The organism is Streptomyces blastmyceticus (assembly GCF_039521185.1).
GTDB classification, from domain to species: Bacteria; Actinomycetota; Actinomycetes; order Streptomycetales; family Streptomycetaceae; genus Streptomyces; species Streptomyces blastmyceticus.
This window is the reverse complement of sequence record NZ_BAAABW010000021.1, coordinates 171,352-191,499: the sequence shown is the minus strand read 5'-3', so window position 1 is coordinate 191,499 and position 20,148 is coordinate 171,352. Positions and strand designations below refer to the sequence as shown.

The 20,148-nt window shown below is 72.8% G+C and carries 20 protein-coding genes; 6 read left to right on the top strand and 14 right to left on the bottom strand.

Translation table 11 applies throughout. The features are described from left to right. Positions 1–89: 89 nt before the first annotated feature. From ABD269_RS19640 to ABD269_RS19615, 6 genes are all read right to left on the bottom strand, one after another. Complete coding sequence (locus ABD269_RS19640) at positions 90–1,514, bottom strand: M1 family metallopeptidase (protein WP_344119499.1); 1,425 nt, start codon at positions 1,512–1,514, stop codon at positions 90–92. A 28-nt stretch (positions 1,515–1,542) separates the two neighbouring features. Beyond that, entirely contained in the window at positions 1,543–2,334 is a 792-nt protein-coding gene (locus ABD269_RS19635; RefSeq protein ID WP_344119497.1) for a maleylpyruvate isomerase N-terminal domain-containing protein, read from the bottom strand. A gap of 59 nt (positions 2,335–2,393) precedes the next feature. Next, positions 2,394–2,933: a hypothetical protein gene (locus ABD269_RS19630; protein WP_344119495.1), complete on the bottom strand. Its 540-nt coding sequence runs from the start codon at positions 2,931–2,933 to the stop codon at positions 2,394–2,396. Positions 2,934–3,048: 115 nt separating this feature from the next. Continuing rightward, entirely contained in the window at positions 3,049–4,128 is a 1,080-nt protein-coding gene (locus ABD269_RS19625) for a prenyltransferase/squalene oxidase repeat-containing protein (protein WP_344119493.1), read from the bottom strand. Continuing rightward, positions 4,125–4,898 carry a class I SAM-dependent methyltransferase gene (locus tag ABD269_RS19620; protein WP_344119491.1) on the bottom strand — a complete coding sequence of 258 codons (774 nt, stop codon included), beginning with the start codon at positions 4,896–4,898 and terminating at the stop codon, positions 4,125–4,127. Before ABD269_RS19620 ends, ABD269_RS19625 begins: the two co-directional genes overlap by 4 nt. A gap of 112 nt (positions 4,899–5,010) precedes the next feature. Beyond that, positions 5,011–6,384 (bottom strand): glycosyltransferase family 4 protein, encoded by a 1,374-nt coding sequence (locus tag ABD269_RS19615; RefSeq protein WP_344119489.1) that lies wholly within the window; start codon positions 6,382–6,384, stop codon positions 5,011–5,013. Positions 6,385–6,603: 219 nt separating this feature from the next. Between ABD269_RS19615 and ABD269_RS19610 the strand changes: the two genes are divergently transcribed. Next, complete coding sequence (locus tag ABD269_RS19610) at positions 6,604–7,251, top strand: TetR family transcriptional regulator (protein WP_301887742.1); 648 nt, start codon at positions 6,604–6,606, stop codon at positions 7,249–7,251. A gap of 254 nt (positions 7,252–7,505) precedes the next feature. Beyond that, positions 7,506–8,099 (top strand): response regulator transcription factor, encoded by a 594-nt coding sequence (locus ABD269_RS19605; protein ID WP_425572934.1) that lies wholly within the window; start codon positions 7,506–7,508, stop codon positions 8,097–8,099. Positions 8,100–8,162: 63 nt separating this feature from the next. Here the strand turns inward: ABD269_RS19605 and ABD269_RS19600 are convergent, their stop codons facing one another. The 6 genes from ABD269_RS19600 to ABD269_RS19575 all read right to left on the bottom strand — a co-directional run bounded on the left by ABD269_RS19600 (position 8,163) and on the right by ABD269_RS19575 (position 15,376). Further along, positions 8,163–9,851, bottom strand: coding sequence for an ABC transporter ATP-binding protein (locus ABD269_RS19600; protein WP_344119484.1), 1,689 nt, complete (start codon positions 9,849–9,851; stop codon positions 8,163–8,165). Between the two features lie 208 nt (positions 9,852–10,059). Beyond that, positions 10,060–11,727, bottom strand: a complete 1,668-nt coding sequence (locus ABD269_RS19595) for an ABC transporter ATP-binding protein (protein ID WP_344119529.1) — start codon at positions 11,725–11,727, stop codon at positions 10,060–10,062. A gap of 184 nt (positions 11,728–11,911) precedes the next feature. Beyond that, a complete protein-coding gene (locus ABD269_RS19590) occupies positions 11,912–12,031 on the bottom strand; it encodes a SapB/AmfS family lanthipeptide (protein WP_301887739.1) in 120 nt (39 codons plus the stop codon). Between the two features lie 35 nt (positions 12,032–12,066). Continuing rightward, positions 12,067–14,739 (bottom strand): class III lanthionine synthetase LanKC, encoded by a 2,673-nt coding sequence (gene lanKC, locus ABD269_RS19585; RefSeq protein ID WP_344119482.1) that lies wholly within the window; start codon positions 14,737–14,739, stop codon positions 12,067–12,069. A 191-nt stretch (positions 14,740–14,930) separates the two neighbouring features. Next, positions 14,931–15,155, bottom strand: a complete 225-nt coding sequence (locus tag ABD269_RS19580; protein WP_344119480.1) for a hypothetical protein — start codon at positions 15,153–15,155, stop codon at positions 14,931–14,933. 65 nt (positions 15,156–15,220) lie between these two features. After that, the gene (locus ABD269_RS19575) at positions 15,221–15,376 is read right to left on the bottom strand and encodes a hypothetical protein (RefSeq protein ID WP_301887736.1); all 156 of its coding nucleotides are present in this window, start codon (positions 15,374–15,376) and stop codon (positions 15,221–15,223) included. Between the two features lie 267 nt (positions 15,377–15,643). Here ABD269_RS19575 and ABD269_RS19570 point away from each other — a divergent pair, with 267 nt between their 5' ends. The 3 genes from ABD269_RS19570 to ABD269_RS19560 are packed head-to-tail and all read left to right on the top strand — an operon-like array spanning position 15,644 to position 16,958. After that, complete coding sequence (locus ABD269_RS19570) at positions 15,644–16,519, top strand: helix-turn-helix domain-containing protein (RefSeq protein ID WP_344119477.1); 876 nt, start codon at positions 15,644–15,646, stop codon at positions 16,517–16,519. 2 nt (positions 16,520–16,521) lie between these two features. Further along, positions 16,522–16,740, top strand: a complete 219-nt coding sequence (locus ABD269_RS19565) for a DUF397 domain-containing protein (RefSeq protein WP_344119475.1) — start codon at positions 16,522–16,524, stop codon at positions 16,738–16,740. Between the two features lie 2 nt (positions 16,741–16,742). Beyond that, on the top strand, positions 16,743–16,958 hold the full coding sequence (locus tag ABD269_RS19560; protein WP_344119473.1) for a DUF397 domain-containing protein: 216 nt from the start codon (positions 16,743–16,745) through the stop codon (positions 16,956–16,958). Between the two features lie 54 nt (positions 16,959–17,012). Here ABD269_RS19560 and ABD269_RS19555 read toward each other — a convergent pair whose 3' ends face one another. Further along, positions 17,013–17,261: a ferredoxin gene (locus tag ABD269_RS19555; RefSeq protein WP_344119471.1), complete on the bottom strand. Its 249-nt coding sequence runs from the start codon at positions 17,259–17,261 to the stop codon at positions 17,013–17,015. Then, positions 17,261–18,718 (bottom strand): aldehyde dehydrogenase, encoded by a 1,458-nt coding sequence (locus ABD269_RS19550; RefSeq protein WP_344119469.1) that lies wholly within the window; start codon positions 18,716–18,718, stop codon positions 17,261–17,263. The genes ABD269_RS19555 and ABD269_RS19550 overlap by 1 nt, the downstream gene beginning before the upstream one ends. A gap of 119 nt (positions 18,719–18,837) precedes the next feature. Here ABD269_RS19550 and ABD269_RS19545 point away from each other — a divergent pair, with 119 nt between their 5' ends. Next, the gene (locus ABD269_RS19545) at positions 18,838–19,875 is read left to right on the top strand and encodes a Strvi_7410 family MBL fold metallo-hydrolase (RefSeq protein ID WP_344119467.1); all 1,038 of its coding nucleotides are present in this window, start codon (positions 18,838–18,840) and stop codon (positions 19,873–19,875) included. Positions 19,876–20,148 lie beyond the last annotated feature (273 nt).

Genomic DNA, 20,148 nt, shown 5'->3' with positions numbered 1-20,148 from the left:
TGAGGACCGGGGTCTGGGGCGGAGCCCCAGTTCGGGAAGGGGCGGGGTGGGGAACAAAGCCCGCCGCAGGCGCAACGGGCCCGCACCGGCTATCGCCGCGGTTTACCCTCCGACCTCAGCCACTTATCGAAGAGCTCTCCCAAATCCCGCCCGGATTTCCGCTCGCACAGAGCAATGAACTCCGCCGTATCCCCATTCCCATACCGATGATCCGCCACCCACTGCCGCGCAATGGCGAAAAACGCATCGTCCCCCACCCCCCGCCGCAATTCATGCAGCAGCATCGCCCCGCGCCCATAAACCGGCGGATCCGAGATCGTCTCCGGAGTGGGATCCGCGGGCGGGAATGCCCAAATGCCCTCGCTCTCCGGGTCCTTGCCGTCGTAGAAGTCGTCGAATATGTGCTGGGCGGAGCGGCCGCCGTGTTTCTCCTCCCACATCCATTCCGCGTACTGGGCGAAGCTCTCGCTGAGCCACATGTCGCGCCAGGTGCGCGGGGTGACGGAGTTGCCGAACCACTGGTGGACGACCTCGTGCACCACGATCGCGTCGGTCGGCGCCTCGTCGAAATACGGCTTGGTCTGGGTCTCCAGCGCGTAGTCGACGTAGGGGTTGTGGTCGATCACGGCGCCCGCCGAGGAGAAGGGGTACGGGCCGAACAGCCCGCTCGCCCACTCGATCGCGCGGGGCAGCAGCTCGGCCATTTTCGGTCCGGCGGCGGCCTCGTCGGGGTGGGTGGCGACATAGACGGGCAGGTCGCCTGCCTTGGTGGTGGTGACCTTGAATTCGTTGACGACGACGCTCGCCAGATAGCTCGCCATCGGCTCGGCGCTGTGCCAGGAGAAGGTGGCGCGGTCCCCGCGCACCTCCTCGCGCTTCAACTCGCCGTTGGCGACGGCGGTATAGCCCTTGGGCACGGTCACCGCGATGTCGTACGTGGCCTTGTCGGAGGGGTGGTGGTTGCCGGGGAACCAGGCCATCGAGCCGGTGGGTTCGCCGAGCGCCGCGGCGCCGCCGTCCGTCTCCACCCACCCTTCGACGGACTCGCCGTCCGCGTCCGTGATCTCCTTGGGCACCCCCTCGTAGACGACCACCGTCTGGAATTCGCGCCCCTTGCCGACCGTCGCGCCGGGCGTCACCGTCAGCTCGGTGCCCTTCCTCGACGTGCCCGCCGGCTTCCCGTCGACGCGGGCACTGCGCACCCGCATGCCCTTGAGGTCGAGGTTGAAGGCGTCCAGATCCTGGGTGGCGCGGGAGGTGATGACGGCGGTGGCGTGCAGGTGGTTGCCCTCGGGTTCGTAGTCCAGGGTCAGGCCGTAGTGCTGGACGTCGTAACCGCCGTTGCCCAGGCGGGGGAAGAGCGGATCGCCGACCCCGTCGGCACCCGCCTTCCCGCTGTCGCTCCCGCCGGAGCAGGAGGCGACGAGCACCAGCGCCGCGGGAAGCAGCGCCCCGCGCCCCGGCCGACGACGCGAGGCCGCACGCCTCGTGGAGGATCTGGGTATACCGCTCATACCCGCGATGCTCTCACCCGGCCGCCGCTCAGCCGAAGCTGGTCGTCTCCAGCCAGAGGTCGAGGACCGCGCGGTCGCCCAGCACCTCGACCCGGGCGCCGTCCACCGGCTGCCGACGGTAGACGACGGTCAGCACGTCGGTCATCGACCCGCGCAGGGTGACGGCCGCCTCCTCATGGCCGCGGTGCCAGGCGAAGCGGTCGCCGGTGAGGTCGACGAACCACTCGGTCGCGATGTCCGTGGCCTGCAGCCGGAGCGTGCGGCCGGGGCCCAGCAGGTTCTTCAGCTCCGGCTTGTACTCCAGTACCGCGGGGTGGGTGGACATCCCCAGCCATTCCTCCAGGCAGTCCGCCGCCAGCGCCGGATCGACGGTGAACCCGACGCCCGCCGCGCCTGCCGCGTCGGCGCGGTGGACGAGCGTCTCGTGCGTCATCCGACGGGCCCAGAAGCCGCTGAGCTGGTCCACGGCGAACGTCCACACCGGGACGTCGGGACCCGCCTCGCGCAGCGTCTCCGCCAGCGCCTCGGCGCCCGCGGTGAGCCACGCCCCGAGGCCCTCCTCGTCGTCGGGGGACGGGTCGCCCGCACCGAACTCGACAGTGTTGCCCCCGGCGGGCACCTCGAACTCGGTGGCCCTCGTCCGCACGAGCATCTCCGCGAACCGGTGCGCCCGGCCCACGTGCAGCACCAGCTGCGCCAGCGTCCAGTCCGGGCAGGTGGGCACGGTGGCGGAGAGATCGGCACCACGCAGCGCGGCGCGCAGCAGCTCGGTCTGGGCGAGGACCTCGGAACAGTAGCGTTCGTGGGTGAAAGTCGTCATGACACCAATGTAGAGAGGGCCACTGACAACGCCCTTGCCCAGGGCACTTGTTCGCGCCGTCAGCCCTTCTGGATGTCGGAGTAGGACGGCACCTGGTCGGTGACCGGGGCGCCCGCGCCCTTGCCCGCGTCCTTCACGTTGTTGATGACCTTGTCGAAGTCGTTGGCGTCGTTGTCGGTCGCGTCGCCCTTGCGGAACTTCGTGGTCAGCCCCTTGAGCGAGTCGATGCCCGCGGTGAGCGGTGCCACGGCCTTGGAGAGCGTCGGGTCGCCCTTCGCGTTGTTCACGGCGGCCTTGAAGCGGTTGTACGAGAACGTGCCCGCGAGCCCCGCCTTCACCAGGGCGACGGTGCGGCCGTCGGCCCCCTTCTTGAAGGCGCCGTTCCGGTAGGGCTTGATGACCCACTGGTACGCCGCGCCCGCGGCGAGCCCGGCGTTGGTCACGAAGCGCGTCTTGGCGAACTTCTGCCGCTCCGCGGAGCTGGTGGGGGTGGGCCCGCCGGTGCTCTCGGCCTCCTTCTTCTTCCCGCCGCCGCATCCCGTACCGACGAGAAGAAGACCGCAGACGAGGGGCACGGCGACGACGGAGCGGCGATTCACGGTGACCTCCGGTGGGCAGCGGTATCCCTCCGGTCAAGGGTCCCGCTCCCACCGCGCGCTCCGCCACCGGGAAGACCCGTTCGAGTGGCGACGGACCCGCGCCCTCAGAACTGGCCTAGCAGCAATCCGGGTCCAGGCCCAGCGGCAGGCGTTCGCCGCTGAAGACCGCCGTCGTCGCCTCGTCGCCGCCCAGTGCCGCCACCGCCAGCAGCAGGGAGCCCGCCGTCCACGCCGTCAGTTCCTCCGGCCAGATCGCGTCGTCCTCGAAGACGTAGCCGGTCCAGTAGAGGCCGTCCTCGGCCCGCAGGTGCTGGATCCACTGGAGGATCTCCATCGCGCGGTCGGACTCGCCCATCACCCAGAGCGCGAGGGCGAGTTCGCAGCTCTCGCCGCCGGTCACCCAGGGGTTGGGCAGGACGCAGCGCACGCCGAGGCCCGGCACCACGAAGTCGTCCCAGCCCTCCTCGATGCGCTCCTTGGCGGCGGGGCCGGTGAGCGCGCCGCCGAGCACCGGGTAGTACCAGTCCATGGAGTAGCGGCTCTTGTCGAGGAACCGCTCCGGGTGCTTGCGGATCGCGTGCGCCAGCAGGCCGGTCGCCAGCTCCCAGTCCGGCTGCGGCTCCTCGCGGTGCTCGGCGATGGCGAGGGCGCAGCGCAGCGCCTGGTGCATGGAGGAGCAGCCGGTGAGGAGCGCGTCGGTGACGTCCGTGCCGTCGTCCTCGCGCTTCCAGCCGATCTGGCCGCCCGGCTGCTGGAGTTGGAGTACGAATTCGACGGCGGCGAAGACGGTCGGCCACATGCGGTCGAGGAAGGCGTCGCCGCCGGTGGCGAGGTAGTGGTGCCAGACGCCGACCGCGGCGTAGGCGACGAAGTTGGTCTCGCGGCTGCGGTCGGTGGGTTCTGCGGCGTCGCCGTCGGCGTAGGCGGCGTACCACGAGCCGTCGGGGTTCTGGTGGTCGGCGAGCCAGCGGTAGGCGGCCTCGGCGCGGTCGTGCTCCCCCGCGGCGTCCAGGGCCATGGCGGCCTCGACGTGGTCCCACGGGTCGAGGTGGTGCCCGCGGAACCAGGGTATGGCGCCGTCCTCGCGCTGCACGGCGGCGATGCCGGCCACCGTGCGGGCGGCCTGGTCGGCGGTCAGGACGCCGGGCAGTACGAGGCGCTCGGTGCGGTCCGGCCTGCGGCCGGCCCTGGTCACGCGCGCTCCTCGGCGGACGCGGCGGCGGCCGTGGCCCGGTCCTGCTCGCCCGCGGGGGCGTGCGGCTTGGTCGCGTACGCCACGAAGCTCTTGCCGATGACGGGGTTGAGGAGCTGCTCGGCGACCCGGGTGGCCTTGGGTTTCTTCATGATGTCCCAGACCAGCAGCTTGTGGTAGGCGCGGACGGGCAGCGCCTTGTCGTTGTCGACGCCGAAGGCGCACTTGAGCCACCAGTAGGGGCTGTGCAGGCCGTGTGCGTGGTGGGTGCCGTACGGTGCCAGGCCCGCCTCGCGCATCTTGTCGAGGAGTTCGTCGCCGCGGTAGATGCGGATGTGGCCGCCCTCGACCTCGTGGTAGGCGTCGGAGAGCGTCCAGCAGACCTTTTCGGGGCCGTAGCGGGGCACGGTGACGGCGATCCGGCCGCCGGGCTTGAGGACGCGGACCATCTCGGCGAGCACGCCCTTGTCGTCGGGGATGTGCTCCATGACCTCGGAGATGATGACGACGTCGAAGCTCTCGTCGGGGAAGGGCAGGGCGAGGGCGTCGCCCTCCATGGCGGTGGCGGTGGCGCCCGCGGGGGCCTCACCGGCCTCCTTCATGGCCGCGAACCACTTGGCGACCTCGCGTATCTCCTCGGCGTTGCGGTCGAGGGCGACGACCTGCGCGCCGCGCCGGTAGCACTCGAAGGCGTGCCGGCCCGCGCCGCAGCCCAGGTCGAGGACGCGGTCGCCTGCGGCGAGCGGAAAGCGGGAGAAATCGACGGTCAGCACGAATATTTGCTTTCGTCCGGCGGGTCAGGTCGATGGGGCGAGGAATGTCTGGGCGATCAGGCCCGCCGGGGGCGGAAGCCCCGGTGCGGGAGGGGCCGGGGCAGGGGGGACATCACCCACGCCGCCCCGTCGTCACGGACGCGCCGCCCGAGAGGGCGATCGCCGCGCGGTATCTCTCGGCCGTCCCGATCGCCGCCTGCCGCCAGGTGAAGCGGGACAGCACGCGCTCGCGGCCCGCCGCTCCGAGCCGGCGCCGCAGCGCCTCGTCGCCGAGCAGCCGGTTCAGCGCGGCGGCCAGTGCCCCGGGGTCGCCGGGCGGCACGGCCAGGCACGTCTCGCCGTCGGGCCCGGCGACCTCGGGGATCGCCCCGCCCGTCGTGGCGACCAGCGGTGTGCCCGTGGCCATCGCCTCGGCGGCCGGCAGGGAGAAGCCCTCGTACAGCGACGGGACGCAGGAGATCTGCGCCGAGCGCACCAGGTCGACCAGTTCCGCGTCGGTGATGCCCTTGACGAACTCGACCGCGCCTTCCAGCCCGTGCCGTCTGATGGCGCCCGCGACCGGGCCGTCCTCCGCGCGCTTGCCGACCACGACGAGGTGTGCGCCGGGGTTCTGCGCGCGCACGGCGGCCAGTGCCTCGACGAGGTGGACGAGGCCCTTGAGGGGCACGTCCGCGCTGGAGGTGGTGACGATCCGGCCGGGGACCTCGGCGACGGACGGGTCCGGCGAGAAGAGGTCGGTGTCGGCGCCGATGGGGACGACGTGGACCCGGTCCGGGGACACCCCGAGGTGGGTGACGATCTCCTGCCGCGAGGAGCCGGAGACGGTCAGCACGGACGGCAGCCGCCGCGCGACCCGCTTCTGCATGCGGGTGAAGCCGTACCAGCGGCGCACGGACATGCGCCGCTTCCAGTCGGCCGCGGCGGCGAGGTCGAGCTGCCGGTCGACGGTGATGGGGTGGTGAATGGTGGTCACCAGGGGCGCCCCGAGCGCGGCGGTGCCGCCGAGCAGCCCGTAGCCGAGCGTCTGGTTGTCGTGGACGACGTCGAACCGCCCGCGGAGCGAGGCGAGGTGACGGCGGGCCCGCAGGCTGAAGGTGAGCGGTTCCGGGAAGCCGCCGGTCCACATGGTGGCGACCTCCAGCGCGTCGATCCAGTCGCGGTACTCGCCGCGGCCGGGCGTGCGGAAGGGGTCGGGCTGGCGGTAGAGGTCGAGGCTGGGCAGCTCGGTGAGGCTCACCCGGCCGCTGCCGACGGCACCGTCCGCGCCGTCGCCGTCGAGGACGGGGTAGGGCTGCGAGCCGATGACCTCGACGTGGTGACCGAGGCGGGCGAGCTCTCGCGAGAGGTGGCGTACGTAGACGCCCTGGCCGCCGCAGAACGGGTTCCCCTTATAGGTGAGCAGGGCGATCCGCAGCGGGCCGGCACCGCCCCCGTCCACGGGGTGGTCGTCGTGCGCGAGCGCTGCCTCCGTGGCCTCAGCGGTCACTCCGGGCCTCCTTCTCGCTGCTGTCCCGCCGGAGCGTAACCGGTCGCGCTAATCTAGAACAAGTTTCAGACTGAGTCGTCCGGAAGCCTCGAATCTACCGGCCGGACGGCCGGGCGGGCGGACCGGATCGGGTGATTCGCGCCACGGCTCGCCCCCTGCCATGCTGTGCCGTCCGGGCCCCACGGACACCGCTGGATGGATTGCCACGGAATGGGACATATGACTACGGACTCCAGGTCGGCACCGACCACCCCTTCCTCGCTGCCCAAACCCCTGCTGACCGAGCGTCAGGAGGCCAGGCGGCGCCGCATCCTCCAGGCCACCACCCGGCTGGCGACCCGGGGCGGCTTCGACGCCGTGCAGATGCGGGAGGTCGCCGAGTCCGCCGACGTCGCGCTCGGCACCCTCTACCGCTACTTCCCCTCGAAGATCCACCTGCTGGTCGCCACCATGCAGGACCAGCTGCAACAGCTCCACGAGACGCTGCGCAAGCGCCCCTTGACCGACGAGGACCCGGCTGCGCGCGTGGCCCAGACGCTGATGCGCGCCTTCCGCGCGATGCAGCGCGAGCCGCACCTCGCCGACGCGATGGTGCGCGCCCTGACCTTCGCCGACCGGTCCGTGAGCTCCGAGGTCGACACCGTCTCCCGGCTGACCACGGCGATCGTCCTCGACGCGATGGGCCCCGCGGGCACGTCGGGACCGCCCACCCCCGAGCAGCTCTCGGCCGTGCGCGTCATCGAGCACACCTGGCACTCGGCGCTGATCACCTGGCTGTCCGGGCGGGCGTCCATCGCCCAGGTAAAGATCGACATCGAGACGGTCTGCCGACTCATCGACCTCACCAACCCCAACTCTCCCCGCTGACCGCCCGCCCTGCCCCACTTCGCCCGGATCGCCCGCCCTCGGTTCCCGGTAACAAGAGGTTCCGGGGGGCGCGTTCGAGTGAACTTGGGGCGCGCATGGCTCGAAGTGTGCGCCCTTGCGCCCCCCACAGGTCAGTTATCCGCGCCCGTGACCGTGGCACACGCCGGTATGAATTTGACGAAGTACCCGGCGCGGCGCTCGCCGCCCGGGGTAGTGGGAGGGCGGGGACTGACACCGTGATCCGGGTCTTGCTGGTGCACGATACCCATCTGCTGCGCGCGGCCCTGGCGGCGCTGATCGCCAGAGAACCCGACCTGGAGGTCTCGGCGTCCTCCTGGATCCACTCGGTGGCCAAGTCGCGGATGCTGCTCCCCCATGTGTGCGTGGTGGACATGGACAGCCCCGAGGCAGGCGGACCGTACGGCCTGCGGGAGTTGTCGGCCTGGTGTGACGCCGGGGACGGCACGTCGGCTCTGTTAGCCCTGGCGACGGCGGAACGGCCGGGCCCCCTGCGCCGGGCGTACGAGGAGCGGGTCTTGGGGTACATGAGCAAAAACGCTTCACCTGGTCGGCTGATCGAGGGAATAAGGCATGTGGCGAAGGGCGAGCGCTATATCGACGAGTCCCTCGGCTACAGCTTCCTCCAGGCCTCCGACATCCCCTTGACCAGACGGGAGTTGACCGTGCTCTCGCTGGCGGCGGAGGGCGCGTCCATCGGGGAGATAGCCCGCAGCCTGCACCTGTCGAACGGGACGGTGCGCAACTACATGGCGGCGATCACCCGCAAGACCGGCGCCCGCAACCGGGTGGACGCGATACGCATCTCGCGCGTGGCGGGGTGGGTCTGAGGAGTTGCCCGGGGGCCGCCGGCCCGTACGGCTCCCGGGCCCCGTTTCAGGGCGTCGAGCGTTTCAGGGCGTCGAACCCAGCCTGTCCGGCCGCACCACCGCCGTCAGGTCGCGGTAGAGCTCCGACTCCCCCAGCAGCTCCTCGTGCGTACCGAGGACGGTGCGCGCCCCGTCCATCACCAGCACGCGGTCCGCGCGGCGCGCCGAGCCCATGCGGTGGGCGATGACGATCAGCGTGCCCTCGGTGCGGCGCGCGAAGGCGCTCTCCACCCGGGCCTCCGCCTCCGCGTCGAGGTGGCACGTCGCCTCGTCCAGCACCGCGATCCGCGCGGGGGCCAGATAGGCGCGGGCCAGAGCAATGCGCTGGCGTTCGCCCGCGGAGAGCTCCGTAGGGGTGACGGGGGCCCCGAAACCGCCCAGCCGGTCGACGAGTTCGGTCATGGCGAGGACGTCGGCGGCGGCGCGGAGCTCGTGGTCGGGGACGCCGTCCGGGCGGAGGTAGCCGAGGTTGTCGGCGAGCGTGCCGGAGAACACGTACGCCTCCTGCGGGATCAGCACCCGCCCCGCGCGCCCCCCGGCCACGCGCACCTCGCCGCTCCCCGGTTCCAGCAGCCCCGCCACCAGCCCGGCCAGCGTCGACTTGCCGACCCCCGACGGCCCCACGACGGCGAGCCGGCCGCCGACGGGCACGACGAGGTCGAGGTCGCGGAGCACGGGCTCGGCGTGCTCGCCGTAGGAGAAGGTGACGCCCCGCAGCTCGACGGCCGCGGGCGCGGACTCGGGCGGTGCCCACTCGACGGCGGGCGGCGGCGGCAGGGGCGGCCCGTCCGTCAGGCGGCGTATCACCACGGCCAGCCGCGAACCGCTCGCCCCCAGGCCGTGGACGAGGTCCTGCAGGGCGGGCAGGAGCGACTGTGTGAGGTAGGCGAGCGCGCCGACGAGCGCGCCCGGGGTGACACCGCGGTCCAGCAGCCACGGGGTGGTGACCAGCAGCAGGACGAGCGGGAGCCGGCCCGCGACGGCCAGCGCGACGACCCGCAGGACGGACCAGCGGGCCAGGGCGAGCGAGGCGCGGAACTCCGCGTCGACGAGGGCGCCGGTCTCCTCACGGACGTAACGCTCCGCCCCGCCCGCCGTGATGTCCCGCAGGCCGCCTGACACTTCGCCCAGGGACTGCGCGATGGCCTCGTCCGTGGCGAGGAACGTCTCCTGACGGCGGGCGAGCGGCCGCAGCGTCGCCAGGAACAGCCCGAGCCCCAGCACCAGGGGCGGCACCACGACCACGAGCAGGACGGGCGCCAGCAGACACAGGCCCACGAGCGCGCCGGCCGCCGTGAAGACGAAGGACCGCGAGACCATCACCAGCCCCGCGAACGTGTCCCGGGCGATCTCCACTTGATGCGTGAGCCGGGAGACGGCCGCGCCGTCCGCCTCCCGCAGCGCGCGCGTCACGACGCGTCCCACGAGCCGGTCGCGCAGCGGCTCGACGAGGGCGGCCACGCCGCGGTACGTACGGCCGGTGCCGAACGCACCGACGACAACGGCGAGCGCGGCCAGCCCCAGCCAGCCGAGGCCCTCGCCGGGCCTGCCGGCGAGGAAGCCGCTGTCCAGCGCCTTGGCGAGGGCGTAGCCCATGGCGAAGGTGTGTGCGGCTTCTACGGTGGACCAGGCGGTGAGGCGGGCGATTGCTCGGCGGTGGCCGGCGAGGAAGGTCATGCCTCGCCGGATGAGAGAGGGGGTGTCTGTGGTCATCCGGGGCTCCCTTCGGGGTGGCGGCTCGGGCAGCGGCGGCGTTCTTTCCCCAGCCCCGCCCCTTCCCGGCTGCATCCGATATGCGGCTCCGCCGCGTGAGGGGGCTCCGCCCCCAGACCCCCGGGGTGCGCACAATTCAGCCCGTCCGGCGTTTGAGGACGCGCCCGCAGGGCGCTCCCGCCGCAGGCGGCAACGAACAGGCGGCCGCTCACCCACCGAACACCGCCCGATACGCCGCACAGCGCCACAGCGACTCATGCGTGCCCACCGCCCGCACGCGGCCCCCCTCCAGCCACGCGACAGCATCCGCGCGGGCCGCCGTCGACGCGCGGTGGGCGACGACGATGCGGGTGCGTGCGGCGACGTCGCGGACGAGGGCAGCCGCGACCTCGCGCTCGGTGACCGTGTCGAGGCTGGAGGTGGCGTCGTCCAGGATCAGGACGCGCCCGGCGTGGGCGAACGCGCGGGCCAGGCCGAGGCGTTGGGCCTCGCCGCCGGAGAGGGGGGCCTCGGCGCAGGGGGTGGCGTAGCCGCGCGGGAGTCGGCGGACGAAGCCGTCCGCGCGGGCCGCGCGGGCCGCGGCCGCCACCGCGTCGGGCCCGGGGTCGGCCACGCCGAAGGCCACCGTCCCGCCGATCGTGCCGCCGAGCAGCGCGGGCCGTTCGAAGGCGTAGCCGACCGCGCGCCGCAGCTCGTCGTGGCCGAGCTGCGGCAGGGGGACCCCGTCGAGGGTGACCACGCCGGAGTCCGGGTCGGCGAGGCGCCCGGCGAGCGCGGCCAGGACGGACTTCCCGGTGCCCGAGCGGCCGACGACGGCCAGTGACGTACCGCCCGGTACGACCAGGTCCAGGTCGCGCAGGATGTGCCTGCCGCCGCGCACGGCACCGACCCCGCGCAGCTCCAAGGTGCCGTCCCCGGGCGGCAGTCGGCGGACGTCGGGCCCGTACGGCGGGAGGGGTACGGAGAGGACGTCGGCGAGGCGGCCGGCGGCGGTGCGGGCGCGGACCGCGGCGTTGAGGTGGCCCACGAGCATGCCGACGCCCGTGGCGAGCACGGCGTAGCGGGAGGCGGCCAGCAGGTCGCCGACGCTCAGCAGGCCCTGGTTCAGGCGCAGTCCGGCGACGGCGAGTACGGCGATCTGCAGGAGCGGTACGACGGTGACGGCCTGGGCGGCTGCCCTGCCCTGGACCCGCCACATGCGGTGGCCCTGGCCGGAGAGGGCGGGGAGGGGTTCCAGGATGCGGTCCCGCTCGCGGCCGGCGGTCCCGGCAGCGGCGATCGTACGGGCCCCGCCGACGGCCTCCATCAGGCGCCCGGCGATGTCCCCCTGGAGCCGCTGGTACTGGGCGACGCAGTCGGAGGAGGCGCGGGCGAGGGCCCGCAGCAGCAGGGCCAGCAGGGGCGCCCCGGCGAGGAAGGCGACGGCGAGCCAGGGGTCGATCAGGCCGAGGGCGACGATGCCGCCGAGGGGGGCCACGACGGAGGAGGCGGCCGCGGCGAGGGTGCCGGGGGCGGTGCCCGCGTCGGCGGCGTTGCCGACGAGCCGGGTGACGAGGTCGCCGGGCCCGAAGCGGTTGGTGGCCCGGGGCCCGGCGGCCAGGACGTGGCGCAGCAGGCGGTGGCGGAGCCGGGCGGTGGAGCGGGCGGCGGTGGTGCCGGCGAGCAGTCCGTCGAGCGCGTCGAGGGCGGCGGGCACGCAGATGAGGGCGGTGCACAGGAGGACCCAGCCGCTCGCGCCGGGGCGCCGGGTGAGGAGGAGGTCGAGGGTGTGGCCGAGGGTGGCGGGCAGGGCGAGGGCCACGGCGGTGGAGGCGAGGCCGAGGAGGGTGAGGGCGAGCGCCCGGGCGGCGCTGTGTCGGGCGGTGTCGAGCAGCAGTTGGTCCCCGGCGGTCCGGGGGGACGTGCGCGCGTGCTTGCCGCGCGCCTTGCCGGGGCGCCGCTCCCGCCCCCGGTCGTCGAGGCACGGGCCGCGCGCGCTCTCCGTCCACACCACCCGTCGCCACCTCCGCAGTACGCCCGGGCGGGCCCTCCCCTGAGAGGAAGGCCCGCCCGAGGTCTCGTCACAGACAGAGCAGGATGCTCGCGTCGCTGATGCAGGAGAGCAGGCTGACGGTGCTCGCACCGCCACCGCCGCCGTGCAGCTCTTCGGATTCCATGTTCTGCAGGTCGAGAAGTGCCATGGTCGTTCCTTTCGTGGGGACGGGTGTTTTCCTTGTCACGGCTCCACAACGGCATGGAGTCGGCTCCTGGGCGCCCGTGGGGGCGCGAGGAACGGCAGGTGGGCGTCGCCGTGGGCCGCGCCCAGGGCGAGCAGGCAGCCCGCTGTTCCGGTGGTGAGGTCCATGGACAGGCGCATCATCTGACTGCCGGGGAAGGCGAGTTCGCGCTCGTAGGCCATGGCGTACCAGTCGAGTGCCCGCACCTGTGCGGCCAGGTGCTCCGGTTCCGCGCCCGGTGTCGTGGTGCGGCTGAGGTGCAGGATCATCCCGGCGCGGCCCTGGAAGAGGCCGGGCTGCGCGTAGAAGCGGGACCGGGCCGCGATGAGGATGCCCTCGCGCGCCTCGGCGAAGGAGGGGTCGGGGTCCGGGCACAGGGCGAGGTAGTCGTCGAGGACCATGCCGATGCCCACGCTGCCGTCGCCGAGGTAGGGCATGACCCGCCAGCCCTCGTCCACTTCGAGGGCGCCGTTGTCGCGTCGTACGCAGCGGTCGAGGTCCGCGCGCAGGGCCGTTCCGGCGAGGTCGAGGAGGGCGGGGGCGCGCGTGCGCTCGTACAGCCGCAGGAAGAGCAGTGCCTGGCCCGCGCAGCCGCGGGTGAGCCCGGCGCGGCGGCGGGTGCGGTCCGCGGGTGCCGCGGTGTCGGCGGCCAGCCGGTCGGCGAGGAGCTGGGCGGCCTCCAACGCCCGGTCGTGGAGCTGCCGTTCACCCGTGGTGCGGGCGAGGTGGTCGAGGGCGAGGCCGACCCCGGCCAGGCCGCTCTTGAGGTCGGAGGTCAGGCGCTGCCACTTCTCGCCGAGCACGGTCGTGGTCAGGTCGAGGGCGCGGGCGGTGTGGCCGAGGCGGTCGAGGGTGAGGGCGACCCCGGCGATGCCGTCGTAGAGGCCGAGCGGGGTGCCGAGAGGCAGCGGGTCGGTGTGGTCGAGCAGCCACTGCTCGCCCTCTTCGTAGCGCTCGGCGCCCGTCTCGGCGAAGGCGTGCAGCACACCGGCGGCGCCGTGCGCCAGCCCGAGGCCGCCGCCGTCGGTGAACTGGGCGATGTCACCGGGGAAGAGCCGGTCGTCGCGGTCGGGCGTCGCGGAGGCGAGGATCGCGCGGACCATCGAGTCCCGGCTGCGCGGCCAGTCGCCCGCCTCGGGCAGCGCGGGCGCGTCGCCGGCCCGGCCCGCGCGGGGCGCCATGCCGGCCTGCTTGCCGGGCAGTTCGGCGACGGGCGCGTCGCGGGTGATCTCGGCGACCGCCTCGTCGAGGAACTCCCGCGGTACGGGGAACTGCTCCGCGATCACCTCGGCCAGATGCGCGGCCTTCCCCCGGTCGATGACGAACAGCATCGTGACGGGCAGGAACAGCGCGAGCCGCAGGCAGGCCAGGGCGTAGCGGTCCACGTCGGCGCCCCTGCGGTCCGGCGGCGCGAAGAAGCCGGGGTGGGCGACGACCTGCCGGCCGTGCTCGGCGGCGGGGGCGGCGGCCTCGAAGTCGATGAGGGCGACGGAGCGTTCGTCGGGCGCGACCATGATGTTGAACATGTGCAGGTCGTTGAAGACCAGGCCCCTGGCGTGCACCGCGTCGACCGCCTCCTGGACCGCGCGGTGGATGCGCAGCGCCCAGGCGGTGTAGTCGGCCGTGGCGGCGGGGTCGGGGTCGGCGGCGAGCAGCGGGTGCCGTTCGGCGAAGAAGGAGTTGAGGGTGCGGCCCTCGATGAAGTCCATGACGAGGAAGCTGTGGTCGCCGAGCGTGAACCAGTCGCGCACCTCGGGGGCGACGCCGAGGCCGGTCAGCCGCTCCAGCGCCGCCTTCTCGCGCTCCAGCCGGGCCACGGCGTCGGCACCGTCGGAGGCGAGCCCGGCGTGCGGGCGCCCCTCCTTGAGGACGACCTTGCGGCCGTCGCGGGTGTCGGTGCCCGCGTAGACGCCACCGCCGTTGGAGAAGTGCAGGGCCTTCTCGATGCGGTACGGGATGTCGCCGACGGTCGTGGCGTTGCGGGCCGCGAGGTGGGGTTCGAGGAAGGCGGGGAGGGTGACCCACCCGGGCACCTGGAACGCGGGCGTCCGCGCGTCGGGCACGAGCTGCCCCTCGCCGTTCTCGACGGCGGGCACGAGCGTGCCGCGCTCGTCGACGCAGAACCGGCGGGCGAAGGCGCCGTAGCGGACGTAGAGCGGGCCCTCGTGCCAGCGCAGGTCGGTGAGGACGTACGGGCCGGGCCGACCGCCGACGATCCCGTGCAGCTCGGTGAGCGTGGTGCGCAGCTGCTCCTCGTCGGCGGGGTAGACGGTGATGAACTTCCCGCTGTGGTCGCGCCCGGCGTATTTGGTGTTGCGCAGGTGCAGCAGGTGCGGGCCCGGCACGAACTTGAAGGGGATGCCGCGTTCGACGCAGTAGTCCCAGACGTCGGCGGCGGTCTTGTCGGCGGTGTCCGCAGTGGCGGACACATGGATCTTCCAGCCCTGGAGCGGCTGTCCGGGCCGGGGTCCGCCGGTGTCGTCGAGCGGCAGGAGGTGGAGCCAGTCGCCGCTGCGGGCGGTGTCCCAGCCCGCCGGGACCGGGCGCCGCGCGGTCTCGAACAGCGCGCCCGCACCCGCCCCCTCGACACCCTCCCCGGCTGCGGACAGGCGGTCCGGGGTCTCGTAGAAGTGCCTGTCGGCCAGGCAGTAGACCTCGTACCGCTTGTCCATCGATTCCCCCTCGGCTGCGTTGCGTCGAGATTTCCACGGCCCGAGGGGGCGGAACAGTCACAGCTGTCATGAACAGGCAGTGCGGTACGCATGAGTAACCGGGGGCGGACGGTCCGACCGAGGGCGCACGGGGCCGCCCCGGGCGCCCCTACGCCTCCGAACTGCTCCCGGGGGTATGCGGGCGCGCAGGGTCACACGGCCATCTCTTTGTGGGCGATCTCCGCGCGGTGCCGGTCCCACGCCGTGCGGTACGAGGCGGCGTGGGCGGGGTACCCGAGCTCGTCGGCCTGCTCGACGGTGGCCTGGTACCGGGAGCACAGACCGCACTCCTCCCGGGTCGGCCAGGAGGGCGGGCCGCTGCTGTGGGGCACGGGCGGTGCTTCCACCAGGCCGCGGAAGGGCGGGGGTTCAACCATGGGGGCGCCCTCCCCTTGGGCCCTCGCAAGGCGCAGCAGGCGGCGCCCCAGCCGGATGAGCGCCCTCACGGCGCGTCGGTCTCGGCCGGGGTGGCGTCGCCCTCTTCTTCGGGACGAGCCTCCGGCGGCTCCTCGACGAGGGGGTGCTGGGACTTGAGCCGCTGCTGAAGCGTCGGGCGGGACAGCGGTGGGGCTACGGCGGTGCCGGGGAAGCAGGGCATGGGGTGGCTCCGTATGAGTGGGTGCGGGTGGGCGCGGCGGGGCGTCGCGCATGAAATGGCCGGGCTGGCGCTTGCGTAACGCGCCTCACCTCGACTCATGCAGGATGCCCACTCGGAACCCCGGCAAGCAACCTAGCTACCCGCATTGGCACATACCGAATTTCCGTTCCATCGACGTAGCCAACCGACTGGGGGCACAATGCAACCCGCAAGGCCCAACCCGGCACCTTTGCACGGCAGTTCGCCACCCTGGAGGACGATCAGCCCATGCCGAACCAACCAGCCCAGCCGACTCTGCGGAGGCGGCGCCTCGGTGAAGCGCTCCGCAAGTTCCGCAACCAAGCGGGCATGAGCCTCGATCAGGTCGCCGAGATCATGGGATGGGACCGCACCAAACTGTCCAAGATCGAGAACGCCAAGGCGCACATCCGCCCCGCTGAGGCAAGCAAGATCCTCGGTATCTACGGCGTGGACGCGCCGGACGTCCTCATGGCGATCGAGGGCCTGGTCAGGGATGCCGGCAAGAGAGGCTGGTGGCAGACGTACGGGGATGTCGTCGCCTCCGGATACAAGGACTACCTCTCCTTGGAATCCGACGCCGAGAGCACGCGCATCTGCTCACCGAACCTGATCCCGGGCCTGTTCCAGACCGGAGCCTACGCCCGCGAGATCATCGCTACAGGCTCATATTGGCGCCCGGCCGACGAAGTCAACGCCCTCGCCGAAGTCCGCAAGGCCCGGCAGGCCGTACTGACGACGAGTCGCCAAGGCGAGCGACCCCCGCTGAACTTCTGGGCTGTCATCCACGAAGCCGTGCTGCACCAGCGTTTCGCATCCCAGCCGACGTTGATGCGTGCCCAGCTCCGGCACCTGCTCGACATGGCAGAACTGCCGAACATCACCATCCAGATCCTACCGATGGCCATGGCCCCGAACCCGGCCATGATGGGCCTGTTCGAAATCGTCCGCTTCCCCTCCCCGTGGCCGACCGTCGTGCTCACCGAGAACGTCGTCGGAGGCCAGTTTGTGGAGGGCACCGACGACGTCGCAGTCTTCGAAGCCTCCTTCGACCGCACCGTCGCTGCCGCACTCCCCGTGGACCAGTCGCGGGAGATCATCAAGAAGACCATGGAGAAGGATTAGTCATGGACTGCAAGAAAGACCTGTACGCCATAGACCTCACCGGCGCAGTCTGGCGCAAGTCACCGGACAGCAACACCAACGAACACTGCGTCGAGATAACCGACCTGCCGGGCGGCGGCGTCGCCATACGCGACAGCAAGAACCCCAACCGCCCCGACCTGCGCTACACCGCCAACGAGTGGGCCGCCTTCCGCTCAGGAATAACTAACGGCACCTTGTAGCCATGGACTGCAAGGAGGACCTCTACGCCATAGACCTCACCGGCGCGAGTTGGCGTAAGTCGCCCGACAGCAACGGCGGCGCGTCATGCGTCGAGATCGCCGATCTCCCCGACGGCGGCATGGCCGTACGCGACTCGAAGAACCCCGAACGCCCCGACCTGCGCTACACCGCGGACGAGTGGGCCGCCTTCCGCTCAGGAATAATCAACGGCACCTAGTTAGTCCCCGATCCGACTGAGGGACCTCCCCGGACTCATCGGGGAGGCCCCTGCTCACGCACCGTCCTGCTCCTCCAGCGGGAAGACCACTCCCTCCGCGCTCCGGATCGTGATCGCCTCCACCGGGCACGACTCCGCCGCCTCCAGCACCGCTTCGGACGCTGCCGTCTCCTCCTCCACCGGGTGGGAGCGGCGGGCCGCGTCGAGGCGGAAGGCGTCCGGCGCCGTGGCCGCGCACAGGCCCGAGCCGACGCATACGGTGCGGTCCACCGTCACCCGCCAGCGCTCGGCGTCGGCGGGCATCAGCCCTCGTACCCCGCGGGCAGGTGGATCATCTTGTGTTCCTGGTAGGCGGCGAAGCCCTCGGGGCCGAACTCGCGGCCCAGGCCGGAGTTCTTGTAGCCGCCGAAGGGGCCGAGCATGTCGAGGCTGAAGGTGTTCACGGAGTAGGTGCCGGTGCGCACGCGCCGGGCGACGGCGATGCCGCGTTCGACGTCGGCGGTCCAGACGCTGCCGGAGAGGCCGTAGTCGGAGTCGTCGGCGATGCGCACGGCCTCCTCCTCGTCCTCGTAGGGCAGCAGGCAGATGACCGGGCCGAAGATCTCCTCGCGGGCGATCCGCATGGTGTTGGTGACCTCGCCGAAGAGGGTGGGCTCGACGTACCAGCCGCGGCCGGGCGCGGCCGGGCGGCCGCCGCCGGCGAGGACCTTGGCGCCCTCGCGCTGTCCGAGCGCGATGTAGTCCAGGGAGCGGCGCTGCTGCCGCTCGGCGACGAGGGGGCCGACCTGGGTGGCGGGGTCGAGGGGGTCGCCGACGACGAGGGCGTCGGCCGCCGCGGCGAAGCGCCCGGCCAGTTCGTCGTAGTGGACGCGGGGGACGAGGATGCGGGTCTGGGCGACGCACGCCTGGCCGTTGTTCATCCAGGCGCTGGGCACGATGCCCGCGACGGCGGCCTCCAGGTCGGCGTCGGGGAGGATGATCGCGGCGGATTTGCCGCCGAGTTCGAGGGTGACGCGGGTGAGGTTGCGGGCGGCGACCTCCATGACGCGCTTGCCGGAGGCGACCGATCCGGTGAAGGACACCTTGTCGACGCCGGGGTGCCCGACGAGGTACTCGCCGACCTCGCGCCCGGCGGGCAGGACGGACAGGACGCCTTCCGGCAGCCCGGCCTCCGCGGCGATCTCGGCCAGGATGTAGGCGTCCAGAGATGTTTCGGGCGCCGGCTTGAGCACCACGGAACAGCCCGTGAGCAGCGCGGGCGCGAGCTTCGCGGCGGCCACGAACTGCGGGACGTTCCACGGGGCGACGGCCGCGACCACACCGACGGGCTCGCGCCGCACGAGCAGCGGCCCGAGGACCCCGGCACGCCGCTCCTCGTACGGGATGCCCCTCGCGACGCCGATCGCGCAGTCCCACACCATCATCGCGCCGAGGGCCTGCGCGAGGACGCTCCAGGAGTAGGGGGAGCCGTTCTGCGCGGAGATGACCCGGGCGATCTCCTCGTGGCGGGCGGCGATGCCGTCCTTGATGCGGGTGACGACGTCGAGCCGCTCGGCGAGCGGTGTCTGTGCCCAGACGCCGGAGTCGAAGGCGGTGCGGGCCGCGGCGACGGCCCGGTCGACGTCCTCGCGGGAGGCGTGGGGCACGCGTCCGATGACGGTTTCGGTGTGCGGCGAGACGACGTCGATGGTGTCCGTCCCTGCCGGGTCGGCCCAGGTGCCGCCGATGAAGAGCCGTGCGTGCTCGGTGAATTGCGTCATGTCAGCTCGCCTCCCGCGTGGCCGCCGAGCCCGGCGGCTCTTCTGACGCTACGTCAGAACTGTTACCAGTTCTCGTTATAGTGGGCAATGGCCGACGCCCGTCGGCGACGGGGGGAGCCATGCCTCAGGTGACCGACCACGGCGGCGGGGTGGTGTCCATCCCCGTCCCCATCCCGGACAACCCGCTCGGCCACACCCTCGTCCACCTCCTGGACACCGACCGCGGCCCGGTCCTCGTCGACACGGGCTGGGACGACCCCGCCTCCTGGGACACGCTCGTCGCGGGGCTCGGCGCGTGCGGCACGTCCGTCACCGAGCTGCACGGCGTCCTCGTCACCCACCACCACCCCGACCACCACGGCCTGTCCGCCCGGGTCCGCGAGGTCTCCGGCGCCTGGATCGCGATGCACCCCGCCGACGCGCACCTGGTCCGCCGCCTGCGCGCGGCCCCGCCCGGGCAGTGGCTCGACCAGCTCGTGGCGAAGCTCGTGGCCGCCGGGGCGCCCGAGGAGCACCTGGCCCCCGTCGAGGCGGCCCGCGCCCGGGGCCGCGCCCGCCCGCTGCCCGGCAGCCGGGCCGCGCTGCCCGACCGCGAGATCGCGCCCGGCGAGCTCCTCGACCTGCCCGGCCGCAGGCTGCGCGCCATCTGGACCCCCGGCCACACCCCCGGCCACGTCTGCCTCCACCTGGAGGAGGCCCACCCGCTCGGCCGCGCGGGCCACGGCCGGCTCTTCTCCGGCGACCACCTGCTGCCGGGCGTCACCCCGCACATCGGGCTGTACGAGTTCCCCGGCGGGCCAGCCGCCGGGGACCCGCTCGGCGACTACCTCTCCTCCCTCGAACGCGTCGCCCTCCTTAGCCCCGCCGAGGTGCTGCCCGCCCACCAGTACGCCTTCACCGACGCCCCCGGGCGCGTGCGCGAGCTCCTCGCCCACCACCGGGCCCGGCTCGCGTCGCTGCGCGCGCTCCTCGCCTCCCCGCGCACGCTCTGGCAGCTCACCGAGTCGATGGAGTGGAACCGCCCCTGGTCGCGCATCCCCTACGGCTCCCGCAACATCGCCGTCGCCGAGGCCGAGGCCCACCTGCGCCACCTGGTCGCCCTCGGCCACGCGGAGGCCGTGCGGGGCGGCCCGCCGGTGACCTACGTCGCCGTGTGACCGGGGTGTGCGGGGGTACGGGGCGCGGCCGGACCGACGGCTAAAGTGTCCGTGACAACTTCATCCCGCCTCGGAACGGGGAAAGCCGGTGCGAATCCGGCGCTGACCCGCAACCGTGAAGTACGGCCCCGCCCCGGCGCGGCCGTACGAGCCGGACCACCCGGGCCCAGGCGGCAGGCTCCCGGATCCGAATCGCGCCGCCCACGGCGCGGCCCGGTCCACCGGCACCGTCGAGGTATACGGAGCCGAGCCCGGTGCCACCGCGCGGTGACA